Origin of the sequence: Hymenobacter roseosalivarius DSM 11622, assembly GCF_900176135.1 — a bacterium.
Lineage (GTDB): Bacteria > Bacteroidota > Bacteroidia > Cytophagales > Hymenobacteraceae > Hymenobacter > Hymenobacter roseosalivarius.
This window is the reverse complement of record NZ_FWWW01000040.1, coordinates 1-17085: the sequence shown is the minus strand read 5'-3', so window position 1 is coordinate 17085 and position 17085 is coordinate 1. Positions and strand designations below refer to the sequence as shown.

General features: G+C 56.0%; 10 protein-coding genes and 1 pseudogene. 2 read left to right on the top strand and 9 right to left on the bottom strand.

What is annotated here, in order from left to right:
• Nucleotides 1-208: 208 nt before the first annotated feature.
• A complete protein-coding gene (locus B9A24_RS03305; protein WP_084443750.1) occupies nt 209-1888 on the bottom strand; it encodes a DUF4394 domain-containing protein in 1680 nt (559 codons plus the stop codon).
• 371 nt (nt 1889-2259) lie between these two features.
• Nucleotides 2260-3906, bottom strand: a complete 1647-nt coding sequence (locus B9A24_RS03300; RefSeq protein ID WP_084443749.1) for a DUF4394 domain-containing protein — start codon at nt 3904-3906, stop codon at nt 2260-2262.
• A 210-nt stretch (nt 3907-4116) separates the two neighbouring features.
• Between B9A24_RS03300 and B9A24_RS03295 the strand changes: the two genes are divergently transcribed.
• Together B9A24_RS03295 and B9A24_RS03290 are read left to right on the top strand one after the other, a co-directional pair.
• Nucleotides 4117-6861, top strand: a complete 2745-nt coding sequence (locus B9A24_RS03295; protein WP_084443748.1) for a 4-alpha-glucanotransferase — start codon at nt 4117-4119, stop codon at nt 6859-6861.
• 120 nt (nt 6862-6981) lie between these two features.
• Nucleotides 6982-7947, top strand: coding sequence for an NAD(P)/FAD-dependent oxidoreductase (locus B9A24_RS03290; RefSeq protein WP_084443757.1), 966 nt, complete (start codon nt 6982-6984; stop codon nt 7945-7947).
• Between the two features lie 9 nt (nt 7948-7956).
• On the opposite strand, the gene B9A24_RS03285 is transcribed toward B9A24_RS03290, so the two are convergent.
• From B9A24_RS03285 to B9A24_RS03250, 7 genes and pseudogenes are all read right to left on the bottom strand, one after another.
• On the bottom strand, nt 7957-9333 hold the full coding sequence (locus B9A24_RS03285; protein ID WP_084443747.1) for an ATP-binding protein: 1377 nt from the start codon (nt 9331-9333) through the stop codon (nt 7957-7959).
• Between the two features lie 624 nt (nt 9334-9957).
• The gene (locus B9A24_RS03275; protein ID WP_143434735.1) at nt 9958-10236 is read right to left on the bottom strand and encodes a hypothetical protein; all 279 of its coding nucleotides are present in this window, start codon (nt 10234-10236) and stop codon (nt 9958-9960) included.
• A gap of 353 nt (nt 10237-10589) precedes the next feature.
• A pseudogene (locus B9A24_RS03270) lies at nt 10590-11243 on the bottom strand (glycosyl hydrolase 115 family protein); the annotation flags it as partial.
• A complete protein-coding gene (locus B9A24_RS03265) occupies nt 11244-11513 on the bottom strand; it encodes a hypothetical protein (RefSeq protein ID WP_200813854.1) in 270 nt (89 codons plus the stop codon). It abuts the pseudogene before it with no gap.
• Between the two features lie 320 nt (nt 11514-11833).
• Complete coding sequence (tkt, locus tag B9A24_RS03260) at nt 11834-13885, bottom strand: transketolase (protein ID WP_084443744.1); 2052 nt, start codon at nt 13883-13885, stop codon at nt 11834-11836.
• Between the two features lie 88 nt (nt 13886-13973).
• Nucleotides 13974-15305 (bottom strand): xylose isomerase, encoded by a 1332-nt coding sequence (xylA, locus tag B9A24_RS03255; RefSeq protein ID WP_084443743.1) that lies wholly within the window; start codon nt 15303-15305, stop codon nt 13974-13976.
• Nucleotides 15283-16809 (bottom strand): xylulokinase, encoded by a 1527-nt coding sequence (locus B9A24_RS03250; protein ID WP_084443742.1) that lies wholly within the window; start codon nt 16807-16809, stop codon nt 15283-15285. The genes xylA and B9A24_RS03250 overlap by 23 nt, the downstream gene beginning before the upstream one ends.
• Nucleotides 16810-17085: the final 276 nt, after the last annotated feature.

Genomic DNA, 17085 nt, shown 5'->3' with positions numbered 1-17085 from the left:
AGGTGTTCAAACAAAAGCCCCCCAGAGATTGGCTGGAGGGCTATTTCAGTGGAATATTGCTAGTTAAGCGCAGTGAATAGGTAAACCTGGATGCGCGAAGCTGGCTGCCAGCATTCGTTTTTGCCGGCTGTGCGGCGGTAGTAAAACAGAACAGCCCTGACGCATGCGCCAGGGCTGTTCTGTTTACCTTAAAAAAAGTGGATGCCTGTTAAAAACCTGGCGCAACCGCTAATGAATAGATAAAAGGACCACCAGCAAGATCAAGATTGCGAAGATACGTGGCTGTGTGTGTGGCTAGGTTAAGGCTTGAAATCACATTTTTGTTGTTACCACCAACTGACAGAGCATAAGCAGTATTGGTAGTTCCTCCAATATCAAATAGATTAACGGACTGCGCCCTACTGAACCCACTTAAGCCTATTGTCCCTATTTCCGTCAGTGTGCCCGCATTCGGCGGGTCCAAAAGGTATAGCTTATTGCCGCCAAGGGCGTACAAATTGGTAGATGTTGCGCCGGCAAAGCTATTAGTATAAGCCACGGCACCTATGAATGGCACGCTCGGATTCACATTGCTATCTACGGTAACCGTTCCGTCGGTGGGGTTCACCCGCAGATTTCGCCCCGAAGTACTAACTACAATGCGAATGCGGTCCGTAACAGGATCAAAGTCAAAGCCATAACTGTTAGAAAGGTCAAAGAAAAGGGTACTGGGAGAAGCTAAGGGCATACTTAAGTCAGCTACTAGTGTAGTCGCACCCGTCATCAAGTCGACGGTATAGAGCCTGGTGCTAGCATTGAAGATAGTCCCATCCAAAAATCGGCCTCCGTCGCCTGTCACTAAAGCATAGAGTTGACCAGTGGCCGGACGGAAATCCAGGCCTTTAACCGCCTGATTCCTATCTAGCCGTAAAGTCTGGCTATTAGCAGCGGCAGGGTCGGATGTATTTGTTGGGTCAAAAGTGTACAAATAGTTAACCGTAGATCTGCCTGGAATGGTTATATACCCAGCGGCATAGACTACGGGCTGAGTAGGAATAGCGATACCTGAGTAGGCGGCGCTGGTACTGTACTGGGCCAAAGGCCGCGCCGCCCCAGTCGAGAGATCCACGGCAAAGAGGGTGGGGTTGCCATTCACTGCATACAGACCCAGAGCCGTGCCCGTGTTGGCATCAATATCGAAGCCGCCGTCGCCCGTGATGTTCAGATTCAGGCTGCCCACGGCGACCAGCGTGCCGTCGTTGGGCGGATCCTGGCGGTAAAGCTGGTCCGTGGCTGGGTCAAGGTCATATAGCACCGTTGTAGCCGCTTTCGTCGTGTTGTTAGTATAGGCGGCACCCGTGATAGTAGCCCCCACCGCGCCGTTAAGCACGCCATCGGTATTAGCGATAGTGCCCGTCTCGGGATTCAGGCGCAGGTTCTGGCCGGTAGCAGTGACGAGACGAATCCGGTCGACCGTGGGGTTGAAGTCAAAGCCCACTAGGTTGCCAGCTACTGCTGGAGTGAAAGCGCCCGCTCCGATAGCGCGAGCAACGCCCGTGTTTTGGTTGATCACATAGAGGCGGCTGCCGCTGCTCACCCCGTAGAGCTGGCCGGTGGCGGGCCGGAAGTCGATGGCCAAGAGGGTTTCTCCACTGCCTAAGCCGGTGATACTTACTGAGCCAGTGCGCGTAGCGGGATTGGCCGTGGAGAAAGCATCCAGCCTAGTACCGCCCGAGAGGGCATAGAAAGGAATATCCAGGCCTAAGGACGGAAAGGTAGGAGTAGTAGGAGTGGTAGGTGGGGGAGTAGGTTTGGGTAAGTACTGCTCTAAGATGTCTTCGCAGCTACTGAGCGACGTCATGAGCAAGACGGCCACGCCCCATTTGGCGAGGGAAGAGGGTTTTAGCATAGAAACCAGATAATAGGATGGAAGGAAGAAAGAATTGACTTAAATGGATTTCTCTCTACGCAGCTCCACAGTATTTAGATGTTCCTATTCCTCACTTTTTAAAAGAATTTATGCTAGAGGATAATGCCTCGCCGTAGCGCTTTAAACTCTCTCTGTATTTTGTAGGAGTTCAAACAAAAGCCCCCCAGAGGTTGGCTGGGGGGCTTTTTCAGTGGAATATTGCTAGTTAAGAGCAGTAAATAGGTAAACCTGGATGCGCGAAGCTGGCTGCCAGCATTCGTTTTTGCCGGTCGTGCGGCGGTAGTAAAACAGAACAGCCCTGGCGCATGCGCCAGGGCTGTTCTGTTTACCTTAAGAAAAGTGGATGCCCGTTAAAAACCTGGCGCAACCGCTAATGAATAGATAAAAGGACCACCAGAAAGATTTAGTTTGCGAAGATAGGTGGCCGTAGGTGCCGCCAGGTTAAGGGTTGAAACCTCATTTTGGTTATTACTACCAATTGAAATACCATAAGCAGTATTGCTGGTACCTCCAATATCAAAAACATCAACACTGGTCGTGCTCGCGCTAAACCCGCTTAGGCCTATTGTCCCGATTTCCGTCAGCGTGCCTGCATTAGGTGGATTCTGAAGATAGAGCTTATTGCTACCCAGGACGTACAAGTTGGTAGATGTTGCGCCGGCAAAGCTATTATCATAAGCCACTGCACTTACGAATGGCACGGCAGGATTCAGATTGCCATCTACAGTAACAGTTCCGTCAGTAGGGTTTACTCGTAAATTTTGCCCCCCCCTAAGACTCACGATACGAATCCGGTCCGCGACAGGATTAAAATCAAATGCATAAGAGTTACCAAACTGCAAGGGAACACTTAGGTCAGCTACCGGCGTAGCTTCGGCTGTTACCAGATTGATGGTATATAGCCTGGTGCTGGCCATGTAGGTGATCCCATCCCTATATGTCCGACCTTCTCCTGTTACTAAGGCATAAAGCTGACCAGTGGCTGGACGGAAGTCCAGACCCACAATTGACTGGTTTGGAGCCAACTCTAATCTCTGCGTAATAGCCGCGGTAGGGCTAGAGGTGTCGGTTGGATCAAAAGTGTATAAATAGTTAACCGTTCCCCGCAGAGGGATCGTTATAAATCCAGAGGCATAGGCCACAGGCCGGGTTGGAATAGCGATACCTGAGTAACCCAGATTAGCGTCGTACTGTGCTAAGGAGCGAGCCGCACCAGTTGCTAGATTTACGCTGAACAAAGTGGGTTTTCCTTGTATTGTATACAACCCTAAAGCGGTGCCGGTCTTGGCATCAATATCAAATCCGCCGTCTCCAGCCACGGGGAGGTTTAAACTTCCCACGGCTACCACAGTACCCTCATTAGGTGGATTGACTAAGTAGAGCTGCTGATTCTGCGTATTGATGGCATATAATGCCGTAGAAGAAGCTTGTGTTGTATTGTTAGTATAAGCCACGCCCGTGAGGGTTGCCCCCGCCGCGCCATTGATAGCACCATCAGTGGCCGCGACGGTGCCAGTTTCGGGGTTAAGACGCAGGTTCTGACCGGTGCTGGTCACCAGGCGAATCCGGTCCACGGTGGGGTTGAAGTCGAAGCCCACTAAATTGCCCCCCAGCGCCGGGGTGAAAGCTCCTGCGCCAACGGCCCGCGCCGCACCCGTGTTCTGGTTAATCACATACAAGCGGCTGCCGCTGCTCACCCCGTAGAGCTGGCCGGTAGCGGGGCGGAAGTCGACGGCCAGAATCCGCTCCCCGCTCTGCAAGCCGGTAATGGCCACTGACGCGGTGCGCGAAGTCGGGTCTTTAGTCGAATAAGCATCGAGCTTGGTGCCGCCCGACAAGGCGTAGAAGGGAATATCCACACCCAGTGAGGGAAAGGCTGGCTTGCCCGGATTCTTCGGAAAATACTGCTCCAGAATGTCTTCGCAGCTGGTCAAGGAGCCAAGCAAAGTCAGCATCAGCAATGACGCTACTTTGGTGAGGTAGGAATTTGTTTTCATTTCTCCAATATTATATGATTAAACAAACAAATAATATCATTAAGCTAATTTAAACATACGTAGCAATTTTAAATTCAGGAAGTGTCTCAGGTATTAATGTTTTCTATCGATAGCAACATCCCAGCTGAAACCGGGTAAAGACCACTTACGCGCTACAAACCGTACTAAAACTTATCTTTCGAGCCCATCTGCTTTCTTCCTTTCTACCGAATGATTATTCGCTTTTCTCTCCCCTTTTACACCGAGCCTGGCCAGCGCATCGCGGTCTGCGGCTCCGAGCCCAGCCTGGGCCAGTGGAACCTCGACCACGCGCTGTTTTTGCGTTACGCGGCCCGCACGGGCCAGTGGAGCCAGGAAATCAGTGCTCCAATTGATCACCCCCATTCCATCGAATACAAATATATATTGCTCGATGAGCGCGATGGAGGCAGGCACTGGGAGTGGGGCCCGAACCGCGTGGTAGCTACTACCGGGGGGCTTTTTACCCGACTGGTGCTGGAGGATTATTGGCGCGCGCCCGCCGAACCCAACAATGAGCTACACACAGCTGCTTTCACCAAAGCTTTGCTGCGCCGCGGGCCGCGTACTACGGCATCGCAAGCCCCGGCCAACACATTCGCGCCAGATGCCGCCGGTGCTGTCCGGTTTCAGCTGGTGGCGCCGCGCGTAGCGCCCCACCACCAGGTGTGTATTCTGGGCTCCGATGATGCCCTAGGTGGCTGGGATACCAACCGGGCCATCATCCTCGACGACCAGCAGTACCCCACTTGGACGGCGGAAGTCACCCTGGAGGAGCCCGGCCAGACGACCCAGTACAAGTACGCCATCCGCGACCCGCAAACCGGCCGGATCGTTCACCTGGAAGCCGGCGACGACCGGGTAATTTTGACCCCCACGCCCGCGAATACGCTGCGGGTGCGGGCAGACGAAGGATTTCGCTACCCCGCTGATAACTGGCGCGGCGCGGGCGTAGCACTGCCGGTCTTCTCCTTGCGCACGCAACAGGGATTAGGCGTAGGCGAATTTTCGGACCTGAAGATGCTGGCCGACTGGTCGGCGGCGGCGGGCCTGAAGCTGATGCAGATTCTGCCCATCAACGACACCACCGCTACGCATACCTGGGTCGATTCGTACCCGTACGCGGCTATTTCGGTGTTTGCCCTGCACCCGCTGTATCTGCACCTGGATGGCATCGCGGAGCTTGCGGATGCCGCCGACCGCACCGAGCTGGCCCGTCTGCGGGAGGAGCTGAATGCCCGCGACTTCGTGGACTACGAGCCGGTAATGGAGGCCAAATGGAAGTTTGTCAAGGTTTTATATCAGCAGGAGAAAGAAGCTTTCCTCGCCGACCCCGCTTTCCAAGCGTTTTTGTCCGAGCAAAAAGAATGGTTAGTTCCCTACGCCGCCTTCTCCGCCCTGCGCGACAGGTTCGGTACGGCCGACTTTCAGCAGTGGCCCGCCGAGTTTCAAACGCCCCGGAATCTCGACCAGCTCACAGCCCCCGATCAGCCCGATTTCGACGAGTTCGGCCTGCACTTCTTCACCCAGTTTCACTTAGATAAGCAGCTACTTGAGGCCGTAGAGTATGCCCGTGAGCGCGGCGTGGTGCTCAAGGGCGATTTGCCCATCGGTATCTACCGGCACTCCGTGGATGCCTGGACCCAGCCCGAACTGTATCATATGGACCGGCAGGCCGGCGCTCCGCCCGACGATTTCTCCGTGACGGGCCAGAACTGGCGCTTCCCGACCTACAACTGGGAGCGTATGGCCGAGGACAACTACCAGTGGTGGCGCAACCGCCTGAGTCACCTGGCCCGCTACTTCGACGTGCTGCGCATCGACCATATTCTGGGCTTTTTCCGCATCTGGGAAATTCCAGGCCATTCGGTGGAAGGGCTTCTGGGCCATTTCGCGCCCGCTCTGCCCCTGCACCGCCACGAGATTGAGCAGCGCCTGGGCTGGTTTGATTATGGCCGCCTGTGTGAGCCTTACATCCGCTGGCACATGCTTCAGCACATCTTCCACGCCCAGGCCCAGGCCGTGTTCGATGAGTTTATGGAGGACGCCGGCTACGGCGCTATCCGCCTTAAAGACTACGTGCGCACGCAGCGACATATAGAGGCGTTATTTGACCAGCGAATTGCCGAAGATCCAAATAACGCCGAGCACCTGCGCTGGCTGCGCACGGGCCTGTATCGGTTGGTAAACGAGGTATTGTTTGTGCCCGCCGACGAGCCCGACCACTACCACCCGCGTATTACGGTGTATCTGAGCACGTCGTTTAAGGAGCTGGACGAGCATAACCGGCACCTGATCAACGAGATCTACAACGATTTCTTCTTCCGTCGCCACGAGGATTTCTGGCGGCGGCAGGGCCTGGTAAAATTGCCCCCCGTGCGCTACGCCACCGACATGCTCATCTGCGGCGAGGACCTGGGCATGGTGCCGGCCTCCGTGCCGGGCGTGATGCGGGCTTTGGGTATGCTGGGCCTCAACATCCAGCGCATGCCCTCTGACTCTAAGGTGGAGTTTGGCGACCCGGCGCATGCACCTTACTTGTCTGTGGTTAGTCCCGGCTCGCACGATATGAGCACCCTGCGCGGCTGGTGGGAAGAGGACCGCAACATTACGCAGCGCTTTTTCGAAGACCTGCTCGGCCACCGGGGCGAATTTGCCCCCCAGTACTGCGAACCCTGGGTAGCCCGCGAGATAATCGTGCAACACCTGCATTCCCCCGCCATGTGGGCTATTTTCCCGCTCCAGGATTTGCTGGCTACTGATGCTGGCCTGCGCCACGAAAACCCCCAGGATGAGCAAATCAACGTGCCGTCCAATCCGCAGCATTTCTGGAAGTACCGCCTGCACCTGCCGCTGGAAGAGCTGGCCTCACAAGCGAGCTTCATTCAAGCCCTGTATGGCTTGGTTGACGAGAGCGGACGCAATCAGGTGTATTAAATTTAGTCGCTTACATTTTCTTTGGCTAAAGGCTTTAATGAATTTTCTACTTTAAAAAAGCCCCCCGGCCTAACCGCTGGGGGGCTTTTTTGGTATAGGGTTTCCAACCGTTCGTTTTTTATGCCTGCCTCAGCCCCTCTTCCCAAATCCGCGCGCCGCCCGCGGCCCGCCACCGACTACGATGTTGTTATAATAGGCGCAGGAAGTGCTGGGCTCAGCGCGGCGTTGGTATTGGGCCGCTGCTTGCGTCGCGTGTTGGTGTGCGATGGGGGCGCCCCGCGCAATGAGCCCTCGCCCGCGGTGTGGGGCTTTTTCACCCGCGACGGGGTGCAACCCAGTGAGCTGCTGCGCCTGGGCCTCGAACAGCTGGCTGCTTATCCGAGTGTGGAAGTGTGCTCCCTGCGCGCCACCGAAATTACGGCAAGTGACCAGTGCTTTACTATCGTGGCCGATACGGAAGCCAGCCGCACCCGCAGCATCACAGCGCGCAAAGTGCTGCTGGCCACGGGCGTAGAGGACGAATTGCCCCCCCTAGATGGGATGCGTGAGTTCTGGGGGCACGGCGTGCTGCACTGCCCTTACTGCCACGGCTGGGAAGTGCGCGACCGGGCCCTGGCCGTGTACGGACGAGGAAAAGGCGTTACGGGCCTGGCATTGCTCGTCAGCCGATGGTCAAAAAATGTAGTAGTGTGCACTGATGGCCCTGGTGGCCTGACTAATAAGGCCCGGCAGCGCCTGCAAAAGCAAGGCATTGCGGTACGGGAAGAGCCTATCGAACGCTTGGAGGGAACTGAAAAGCAGGGTCTGCAGCACGTACTGTTCAAAAATGGTGACAAGCTGGTGCGGGAGGCGCTATTCGTGCATCCGCACCAGCACCAGCACACCAATCTGGCTGAGCAATTGGGGTGCCGCCTCAACAGCAAAGGAGCAGTCTGGACGGATAAAAAGCAGCAAACGTCGGTGCCGGGCCTCTACGCCGCCGGCGATACTACGGCCGGGATGCAGCAGGCTATTCTGGCCGCTGCCGAAGGCTCACTGGCCGCCATTATGATCAACGAGAAGATAACCAAGGAAGAGTGCGTATGAGGCACTATATCAGCTGGGTATGCGAATCGTAAATTCGGTAAACTCACCTTCCTGGCTTTCTACCGTAAGCAAACCTTTGTGCCCTTTAGTAACGATATCGTAGCTCAGCGAGAGGCCTAAGCCCGTGCCTTCGCCCGTGGGTTTGGTGGTGAAGAAGGGCTGAAAAATCTTCTCCTTCACCTGGGCCGTCATACCCATGCCGTTGTCGCGCACACGCACCTCTACGTCGCCGGTCTCGGTACGGCGCGTGCTCACGCTCACCGTCGGCACGTAGCCATCGGCTCCGCATTCTTTCTTTTTCTGAACGGCGTAGAAAGCGTTGGTAAAAAGGTTGAGCATCACCCGCCCAATATCCTGCGGGATGGCATTCACCTGGCCCAGTTCGGGGTACAGATTGGTGTAAAGGGTGGCATTGAACGTTTTATCCTTGGCCCGCAACCCGTGGTAAGCCAGGCGCAGGTATTCGTCGGCCAGGGTATTTATATCGGTCGGCTGCAGTTCGCCCGTGCTGGCGCGGCTGTGTTCCAGCATCCCTTTCACGATGGAGGCGGCCCGCTGGCCGTGGTGCGTGATTTTCTGGAGGTTCTGCTTCAAGTCAACCAGCAGCTCGGTCTCCAAATTGGCGTCGCGGTTAGGCTTGCGCTTTTCCTCCTCCAGCTCCGTAATCAGCTCTGCGCTGACATCCGAAAAATTGGTCACGAAGTTTAGCGGGTTCTGAATTTCGTGGGCAATACCAGCGGTTAGCTCTCCTAGGGAGGCCATTTTCTCGGCCTGAATGAGCTGGGTTTGCATAGTTTTGAGCTCGGTCAGCGCCTTGCGCAATTCCTCCGTCTGCTTGGTAAGCGTGGCGGTGCGCTCGGCCACGAGTCGTTCCAGCTCCACATTCTGCGCTGCGATGCGCTTTTTTTCCTGTTCTTCTTCCTCGCGCAGCAGCCGTTCTTTCTCCAGATTTCTTTTCTGATTGCGCGCGATCAGAATAAAGGTGATCATCCATATCACCGTAAAGCCCTGCGAAGCGTCGAAGGCATCTTCGTAGTTCTTCCCCAGTTTCCACTCTGATAGTGCCAGTACCAGCTCCAGGGCCGAGTACAGCGCGTAAGGCACGATAGCCAGCAGTACGGTGCGGGCTGGTCGGTAGTCCTGAATGGCCACCAATACCAGGATTACTACCCCAAAGACGAAGAGCATATATACTTCGTCCAGCTGGTCGTTACGAAAGCTGAATAGAAGGTCAATAATACCCAGCCCTACCCCCGGCACCCAAATCCAGGTGAGCAGCTTATCCCACTGGGGCAGGCGCTTGGGCAGGTCGAAAAACCTACGCAAGAGCCGCACCATCAGCACGGCCAGCAGAATGCTAATTACTATTTGACCATCAAATTTCATAAGGAAAAGCTGTGCTGAAACAGCGGGAAAACGGGAGAAAAGATGATTGTCGGGGGGCTACTTACCAACTAAATCTATGGCATACCAGCTTGTCCGACTGGTTCAGCTTAGGAAGGAATATTACTACTCATCTTTCGCTAGCTTTTTGGTTATCCAGCTCCTAGGAAGCGGCACGGTAAAGACGACTGTTGGATTGCTGGTGCGAGGCCGGCGCCTGGTAGTGAGCTTTTGCAGCTTGTCATCCTCTTTCGATAAGAGAATGGCAGCATAGTCCTGGATAAGCCCGACAGTGGAGGGAAGTCCGACACGTACTGTGAGCTGCTGTTGCAGTGCGTTGGGAGGTTTGGAGCCAGCAAGGTTCTGCGCCCGGCTACTCACGATGGAAAGCGGACAGACGATGCATAAAACAATTAATTTAACACCAGACATGCAGAAAGAGCAACGCTATACTACTGATTATGAATAGAATTTATTCGAAACTCACTATAGAATTATGAACAAATCTACTCTGTTTGCTTTCTGAAGCAATAGCTCAGCAAACGCAGCCAAACAACCTTCTGATTGTAAGGCGGTAATCAGAATTCCAGAAGGCGCTCTGCTTTCTAGTAGCCGCGCTGGTAAGCGCTAATTCAGGCCGTAGTGCCGCAGGGGTACGGCATGCCATTTTGTGTAAGCCAGCCAACGGCAACGCCATTGGTCATACTCACCGAGCACGCAGATAATCTGGCCACTCTGTAGATAAATGCGCGTCTTGGGCTGCCGGTTTTTCCAGTCGATGGGGCCTGCCTCATCGGGCTCCATTTCCTGCACATGCTGCCAAAGAAAGGAGCGCGGCATTTCGTGTTCCTGGCCCAGCATATCCTGCCAGAGCCGCGTAGCTTGAACAATAGGGGAAGGAGACATACTTCGTAGGCGGGGGATTTAGCTTGCGCCTACCAGCATTTTCCAATAATTGCGCCTGTTTTGAGGCTATAAAAGCGAGGCCAGCCATAGCTGGCAAAGTTCTGTAAATCGGTATAATTTAAGTTGTTAAAGCAATTATTTACCACCGGCAATCTTGCCGGCCGACCAGAATACTCAGCCAGATTTTCCGCCGCGCTTACGTGGCAAGCCCAGTAGCCGCACACTACTTCAGGAAGCAAAAACATACTCCGTTCGACCCGCTCTGATCAGCGTTGTCTTACGCTGCCCCTGGATGCCTCAGCTTTTGACGCGGGCGCAGCCCCGGAGAAGCTTTCAGATGGCCCCAGGTAGCTGGGCTTCAGGCCGCCCACGTTTACTATCCAGATTTGGTTGGCACCGTACTCGTGGGCTAACTGCATCTGCTCCTATATGCGCGGAATCGGGTTGGTATTAAGCCACTTGTAGTTGCGCGGGCCTCCCACGTAATCATAGTGGTAGTAGATGCCGTAGCCGCCGCGGCGGGGCTTATCGGCCAGTTTGGGCAGCTTACGTAGGTTACCCCAGTTGTCGTCGCAGAGCAGTAGCGTTATATCGTCGGGCACACGCATGCCTTTGTCGTAGTAGTCCTGCACTTCTTAGTAGAGCGCCCAAAGCTGGGGCGTCTGCTCGGCGGGCTTGCCGGTTTCTTCCGCGATTAGTTTGCGCTGGTCGGCTACTATTTTTTCCAGCAGCGCAATGTTGCTGCCCTCGCTCATGGGCTTGTCGCCGTCGCCGCGCATACCTACGGTCACGATGTTCTCGCGGGTGCCCATGCGCTTCATGCCGCCGCGCCAAAACTCCTGCAAGGCCGCCGTGTTGGTTTGGTAGTTCCAGGGGCCTTTGCCGGCGTGCTTCCATTTCTCGTGGGCCCGCGTGAGGGGCTCGTGGTGCGAGGTGCCCATTACGATGCCGTACTCATCGGCCAGCACGGGATTTTGCGGGTCGTTCACGTTGAACATATTGCCCCATCACATATTCAGCATTTTGGGCCGCTGGGCCGTGGGGCCCACGCCGTCGCGCCAGTGGTAGGTATCGGCGAAGCAGCCGCCGGGCCAGCGCAGGTTGGGCACTTTTATCTTGCGCAGGGCCTCCACGATATCCATGCGGATGCGGCCCTGCTTGGGCACGTTCAGCTTTTCATTAACCCAGAAACTATCGTAGATACAACGGCCCAGGTGCTCGGCGAAATGCCCGTAGATGTGCTCGCTGATTTGCAGCTGCGGGTCGCCGGGCTGCACCGTAACCTACACCGTTGGGGCGGCGGCATTGAGAGCGAAGCCAAGTCCGAACCCAGCAAGTAGCCCGACTCTTTTTTCCCACTTGCGCAGAGAAAAACGTGGCGTATCCGTCTCAAAAAAGCCCCCCAGTGGTCGGTTTGGATGCAGCTTGGTTATTAGACTTGTTCCTAAATCCGAAAATGACTGCTAAAAACAGACAGTCATGCAAAGCAAAGCATCTCGCGTGCTGACGTCTGAGTACTAACCCAACTAAACCACGCGAGATGCTTCGCTTTACTCTGCACGACCGCCTTTTCTAGGTCGGGAACAAGTCCATTGATTTAAGAAAGTATTTCTTTGGGTTCGGTTTCGGCGGGCTTGCCTTCTAATAACGCTTTGGCCTTCTCCACCACATTCTCCACCGTAAAGCCAAACATGGCCATCACCTCCTCACCCGGACCCGATTCGCCGAAGCGGTTCATGCTGATGACGGTGCCTTCGTCGGTCGCGTACTTGTGCCAGCCAATGGGCGAGCCGGCTTCAATGGTAACGCGCTTGCGCACAGCCGGCGGCAACACCTGCTGCTGGTAGGCTTTGTCCTGCTGCTCAAACAGTTCCCAGCTCGGCATACTCACGACCCGCGCCGCTACGCCTTGCTTTTGCAGCTCCTGCTGCGCCTGCATCGCCAGCGACACTTCCGAGCCGGTAGCAATCAGAAGTAGCTGGGGCTTGCCACCATCGGCCTCGCTCAGAATGTAGGCACCTTTGGCTACGCCTTCGCGCGCCGAGCCGTATTTTTCCTGATCCAGTGTGGGCAGTTTTTGGCGCGATAAAATCAGCACCACGGGCGAAGCCGGCTTGGTCATAGCCACGCGCCACGACTCTATTGTTTCATTGGCGTCGGCGGGACGCAGCACGATGATGTTGGGAATGGTACGCAGCGCGGCCACTTGCTCTACTGGCTGGTGCGTGGGTCCATCCTCCCCCAAGCCGATACTATCGTGCGTGAAGACGAACGTGACGGCCGATTCGGCTAGGGCGGTGAGGCGAATTGCCCCCCGCATGTAGTCGGAGAAGGTGAGGAAGGTGCCGCCATATACGCGCACGCCGCCGTGGCGCGACATGCCGTTGAGGGCGCCGCCCATGGCGTGTTCGCGCACGCCAAACCAGATGTTACTCTTCTCGTAGCTGCCCGGCTGGAAGCTCAGGTCACCGCCGGGGGGCATTTCGTTGGAGCTGGCCAGGTCGGCGGAGCCCCCAAACAGGAAAGGAATGGTTTTTTTCAACGCGCCCAGCGCCTTGCCCGACGCTTGGCGGGTAGCAAAAGCGCCGTCGGCGGGCGTAAAGACGGGCAGTTCCGCGTCCCAGCCGGCGGGCAGCTCGCTCGCGAAGGAAGTCAGGAACAGCTCGCTTTCTTGCTTGAACTGCTGCTGGTAGGCGTCAAAGTTTTGCTGCCACTCCTGCTGTAGCTGAGCGCCGCGCTGGCCGGCTTCGCCTAAGTGCTGGCGCACCTCATTGGGCACCACAAACGACTCATCCGGATTCCAGCCAAAAAACTTCTTGACTTTGCGCAGATTCTCGTCGCCCAGTGGGCTGCCGTGCACTTTGCTGGTGCCTTCCTGCGGACTGCCAAAACCAATAATGGTCTTGATGGAAATCAGCGAAGGGCGGTCCGTTTCGGCTTGCGCTACGCGGATAGCCTGCTCAATACCGTCCAGATCGTTGCCGTCCATTACGCGCTGGGTATGCCAGCCGTAGGCCTCAAAACGCATTAATGGGTCTTCCGTGTACGAAAGACTGGTAGGACCGTCAAGGCTGATATCGTTGTCGTCGTAGAGGTAAATGAGCTTGCCCAGCTTAAGGTGGCCGGCCAGCGACGCGGCTTCGGCGGCAATGCCTTCCATTAGGTCGCCGTCGCTCACAATGGAGTAAGTGAAGTGATTCACTACCTCGTGGCCGGGCTTGTTGTACATGGCAGCCAAGTGCGCCTCGGCCATGGCCATGCCCACACCATTGGCAAATCCCTGGCCCAGCGGGCCCGTGGTTACTTCCACGCCGGCCGTAATGTTGGACTCCGGGTGGCCCGGCGTTTTGGAATGCAGCTGGCGAAAACCCTTCAGGTCATCGAGCGACAAATCGTAGCCGTACAGATGCAACAGGCTATACAGCAGCGCCGAGCCGTGGCCCGCCGATAGCACAAACCGGTCGCGGTCGGGCCAGGCGGGGTCCTGCGGGTTGAAACGCAAGAACCGCGACCACAGCACATACGCCATAGGCGCGGCCCCCAGCGGCAAGCCCGGATGCCCGGAGTTGGCCCGCTGCACCATATCCACTGACAGTAGTCGGATGGTGCTTACACTTTGTTCTTCTACTGATACCTGCTGGTCAATCATACCGCGCTACATTAAATAAAATAAAACGTCCTCGGCCGGCCACAAAGATTCCCACCCAAGCAGCCAGCCGGTTCTGTTTTACTTACTATTAGATGTATTGGTTGATAATGCTTTCCAGCCACTCCTGCTTGCCGCTGCGCATGATCGGCTCGCCGGTGCTGTGGGCAATGCGGCGTAGGTCTTCCAGCGTGAGCTGGCCTTGCTCGAAAGCGGCGCCGTCACCGGAGTCAAACGAGGCGTAGCGCTCCGTGCGGAACTTGCGGTAAGGCGACTTTTCCAGAATGTCGTTGGCCGTCACCAGGGCGCGGGCAAACGTATCCATACCGCTGATGTGGGCCACGAAAATATCCTCTAGGTCGGTAGAGTTCCGGCGCGTTTTGGCGTCGAAGTTGATGCCGCCGGGCGTGATGCCGCCGTGCTCCAGAATGATGAGCATGCACTCGGTCAGCTCGTTGATGTTGTTCGGGAACTGATCGGTGTCCCAGCCGTTCTGGTAGTCGCCACGGTTGGCGTCCATGCTGCCGAGCATGTTGGCGTCGGCGGCTACTTGCAGCTCGTGCTGAAAGGTGTGGCCGGCCAGCGTGGCGTGGTTCACTTCCAGGTTCAGCATAAAGTCTTTGTCCAGACCGTATTCCTTCAGGAAGCCAATTACCGTGGCCGCATCGAAGTCATACTGGTGCTTGGTGGGCTCGGCGGGCTTGGGCTCGATGAAGAACTTGCCCTGGAAGTCCTGCTTGCGGGCGTAGTCGCGGGCCATGCCGAGGAAGCGGCCCATATGCTCCTGCTCGCGCTTCATGTTGGTGTTCAATAACGTCATGTATCCCTCGCGTCCCCCCCAGAACACGTAGTTCTCGCCCCCCAGCGCGATGGTAGCGTCCAGCGCGTTCAGAACCTGCGTACCGGCGTGCGCTACCACCTGAAAGTCAGGGTTAGTACTGGCGCCGTTCATGTAGCGAGGGTTCGAAAACACGTTAGCCGTGCCCCACAGCAGCTTTACGCCGCTGGCTTCCTGATGCGCTTTGGCGTAGTCAACAATGGCTTGCAGGTTGCGCTCGTACTCTTGCAGGGAGTCGCCTTCATCTACGAGGTCAATGTCGTGAAAGCAATAGTAGGGCGTGCCGAGCTTGGCGAAAAATTCGAACGCCGCATCCATTTTGTCCTTGGCGCGGCCAATGATTTCGGAATGCCGGTCCCAGGCAAACCGCTTGGTGCCGGGCCCGAATGGGTCACCGCCGGTGCCGGTGAAAGTGTGCCAATACGATACGGCGAAGCGCAGATGCTCCTTCATCGTTTTGCCACCGACCACGCGGTTCTCATCGTACCATTTAAAGGCTAGTGGGTTGTCCGACTCGCGTCCTTCGAAGCGAATTGTATCAATGCCTTTAAAGAATTCCGTCTTAGAAAGCGTGTTGGACGACATCTGTCTGGGTAGTTGTGTGTGAAAGAATCTGTTGAGTAAGAGCCTGATGCCAGCGGGCATAGGCCGTTTGATATTGCGTCTGCAGCTCCGGAGTAGGCTCCAGCGTCAGAATGCGCTCCAGGCTCCCGAAGGCCTCGGCCGGGCTGGCATACACTCCTACTCCGATACCGGCACCGCGGGCGGCGCCCTGGGCGGCGTCGGTGTTGTATAGCTCCAGCGTCACGTTGCCCGTGTTCACGAAGGCTTCGCGGAATACCGGACTCAGAAACATGTTGGTGTTGCCGGCGCGCACCTTCTGTACTTGTACGCCCATGCTCCGCATGATGTCCATGCCGTAGTTCAAGGCAAAGACGATTCCCTCCTGGGCCGCACGCAGTACGTGAGCCTGCGAATGAATATTGAAGCTCAGGCCGCGCAGCTCTGCTTCCGTCGGGCGGTTTTCAAGAATGCGCTCAGCGCCGTTGCCGAAGGGCAAAAACAGGAGCCCCTCCGACCCAATCGGCGCTTGCGCCGCTAGTTGGTTCATCTCGTCGTAGGGCATTTCGCCAACTATTTTGCGCAGCCAACTATTCAGAATACCCGTGCCGTTCATGCACATTAGCACGCCATTGCGCGGCTGCTCGGGCGTGCTATTGACGTGGGCAAACGCATTTACGCGCGAGTGCGGATCAGACGCGGGCCCGTCGGTGATGCCGTACACGACACCCGACGTGCCGGCCGTGGCGGCTATCTCACCGGGCTGCAACACGTTGAGCGAGAAGGCATTGTTGGGCTGGTCGCCGGCGCGGTAGCTGATGGGGGTGCCCGCGTGCAGGCCCAGTTCCAAGGCCGCTTCCGGCGTCAGCTGGCCCTGGGGGGCAAAAGTGTCTATTATATCGGGCAGCAGGTCGCGACTGATACCGTAGTAGTCGAGCAACTCCTGGGCGATGCGCTGCTCCCGAAAATTCCAGAAAACACCTTCTGATAAGCCCGATACGGTGGTCTGCATCTGACCCGTCAGCTGATAGGCGATATAGTCGCCGGGCAGCTGAATCTTATAAATCTGCTCGTAGATAGCAGGCTCGTTTTCCTTTACCCACTTGAGCTTGGAGGCCGTGAAGTTGCCGGGCGAGTTAAGAAAATTCTGGAGGCAATACTCCTCGCCCATCTCCGCAAACGCCTGATTGCCAAAGTCCACAGCGCGGCTATCGCACCATATAATGGCGGGGCGCAAAACCTTGCCATCCTTATCAAGCAGTACGAGGCCGTGCATCTGATAGGTGATGCCGATACCAGCTACCAGCGACGCATCAAAGCCGTATTCACTTTTCAGCTCCCGGGTGGCATTCACTACTTCCTGCCACCAGCGCTCCGGCCGTTGCTCGGCCCAGCCAGCCACTTCCGCGGCGATTTCCATCTCCTTCTTCGGCGACGTGACGCTGGCTACGCACTTGCCAGTATCGACGCTGAGTAAGGCGACTTTAATAGAGGAACTACCAATATCGTAGCCGAGCAGGTATTTCATGGGTGAGATGGGATTAGAAAGTAGGGCAATCTGGCGCAGGGAACTCAACCCTTGTACGCGGTAAAGTTCAATTTACAATGCCTTCAGTAACTACCTATCTTGTTCAGCCGACAGATAGTTATCATCAACCTTTTCGCGATTCGGTATTCGAATATATACTACAGGCCTCGATAACCTCCTTCATTAATATGGTCAAGAAAGCTTAATTTTTAAATTAAAAATACCGCAAACGGTTTCGATAGGTAATCGAAAAACTTACCAAGACAAAAAATAATT

Excerpts from the sequence above, each read along its gene's own strand:
- B9A24_RS03305 (WP_084443750.1), bottom strand. The coding sequence starts at position 1,888 with ATGCTAAAACCCTCTTCCCTCGCCAAATGGGGCGTGGCCGTCTTGCTC.
- B9A24_RS03300 (WP_084443749.1), bottom strand. The coding sequence starts at position 3,906 with ATGAAAACAAATTCCTACCTCACCAAAGTAGCGTCATTGCTGATGCTG.
- B9A24_RS03295 (WP_084443748.1), top strand. The coding sequence starts at position 4,117 with ATGATTATTCGCTTTTCTCTCCCCTTTTACACCGAGCCTGGCCAGCGC.
- B9A24_RS03290 (WP_084443757.1), top strand. The coding sequence starts at position 6,982 with ATGCCTGCCTCAGCCCCTCTTCCCAAATCCGCGCGCCGCCCGCGGCCC.
- B9A24_RS03285 (WP_084443747.1), bottom strand. The coding sequence starts at position 9,333 with ATGAAATTTGATGGTCAAATAGTAATTAGCATTCTGCTGGCCGTGCTG.
- B9A24_RS03275 (WP_143434735.1), bottom strand. The coding sequence starts at position 10,236 with ATGTCTCCTTCCCCTATTGTTCAAGCTACGCGGCTCTGGCAGGATATG.
- tkt (WP_084443744.1), bottom strand. The coding sequence starts at position 13,885 with ATGATTGACCAGCAGGTATCAGTAGAAGAACAAAGTGTAAGCACCATC.
- xylA (WP_084443743.1), bottom strand. The coding sequence starts at position 15,305 with ATGTCGTCCAACACGCTTTCTAAGACGGAATTCTTTAAAGGCATTGAT.
- B9A24_RS03250 (WP_084443742.1), bottom strand. The coding sequence starts at position 16,809 with ATGAAATACCTGCTCGGCTACGATATTGGTAGTTCCTCTATTAAAGTC.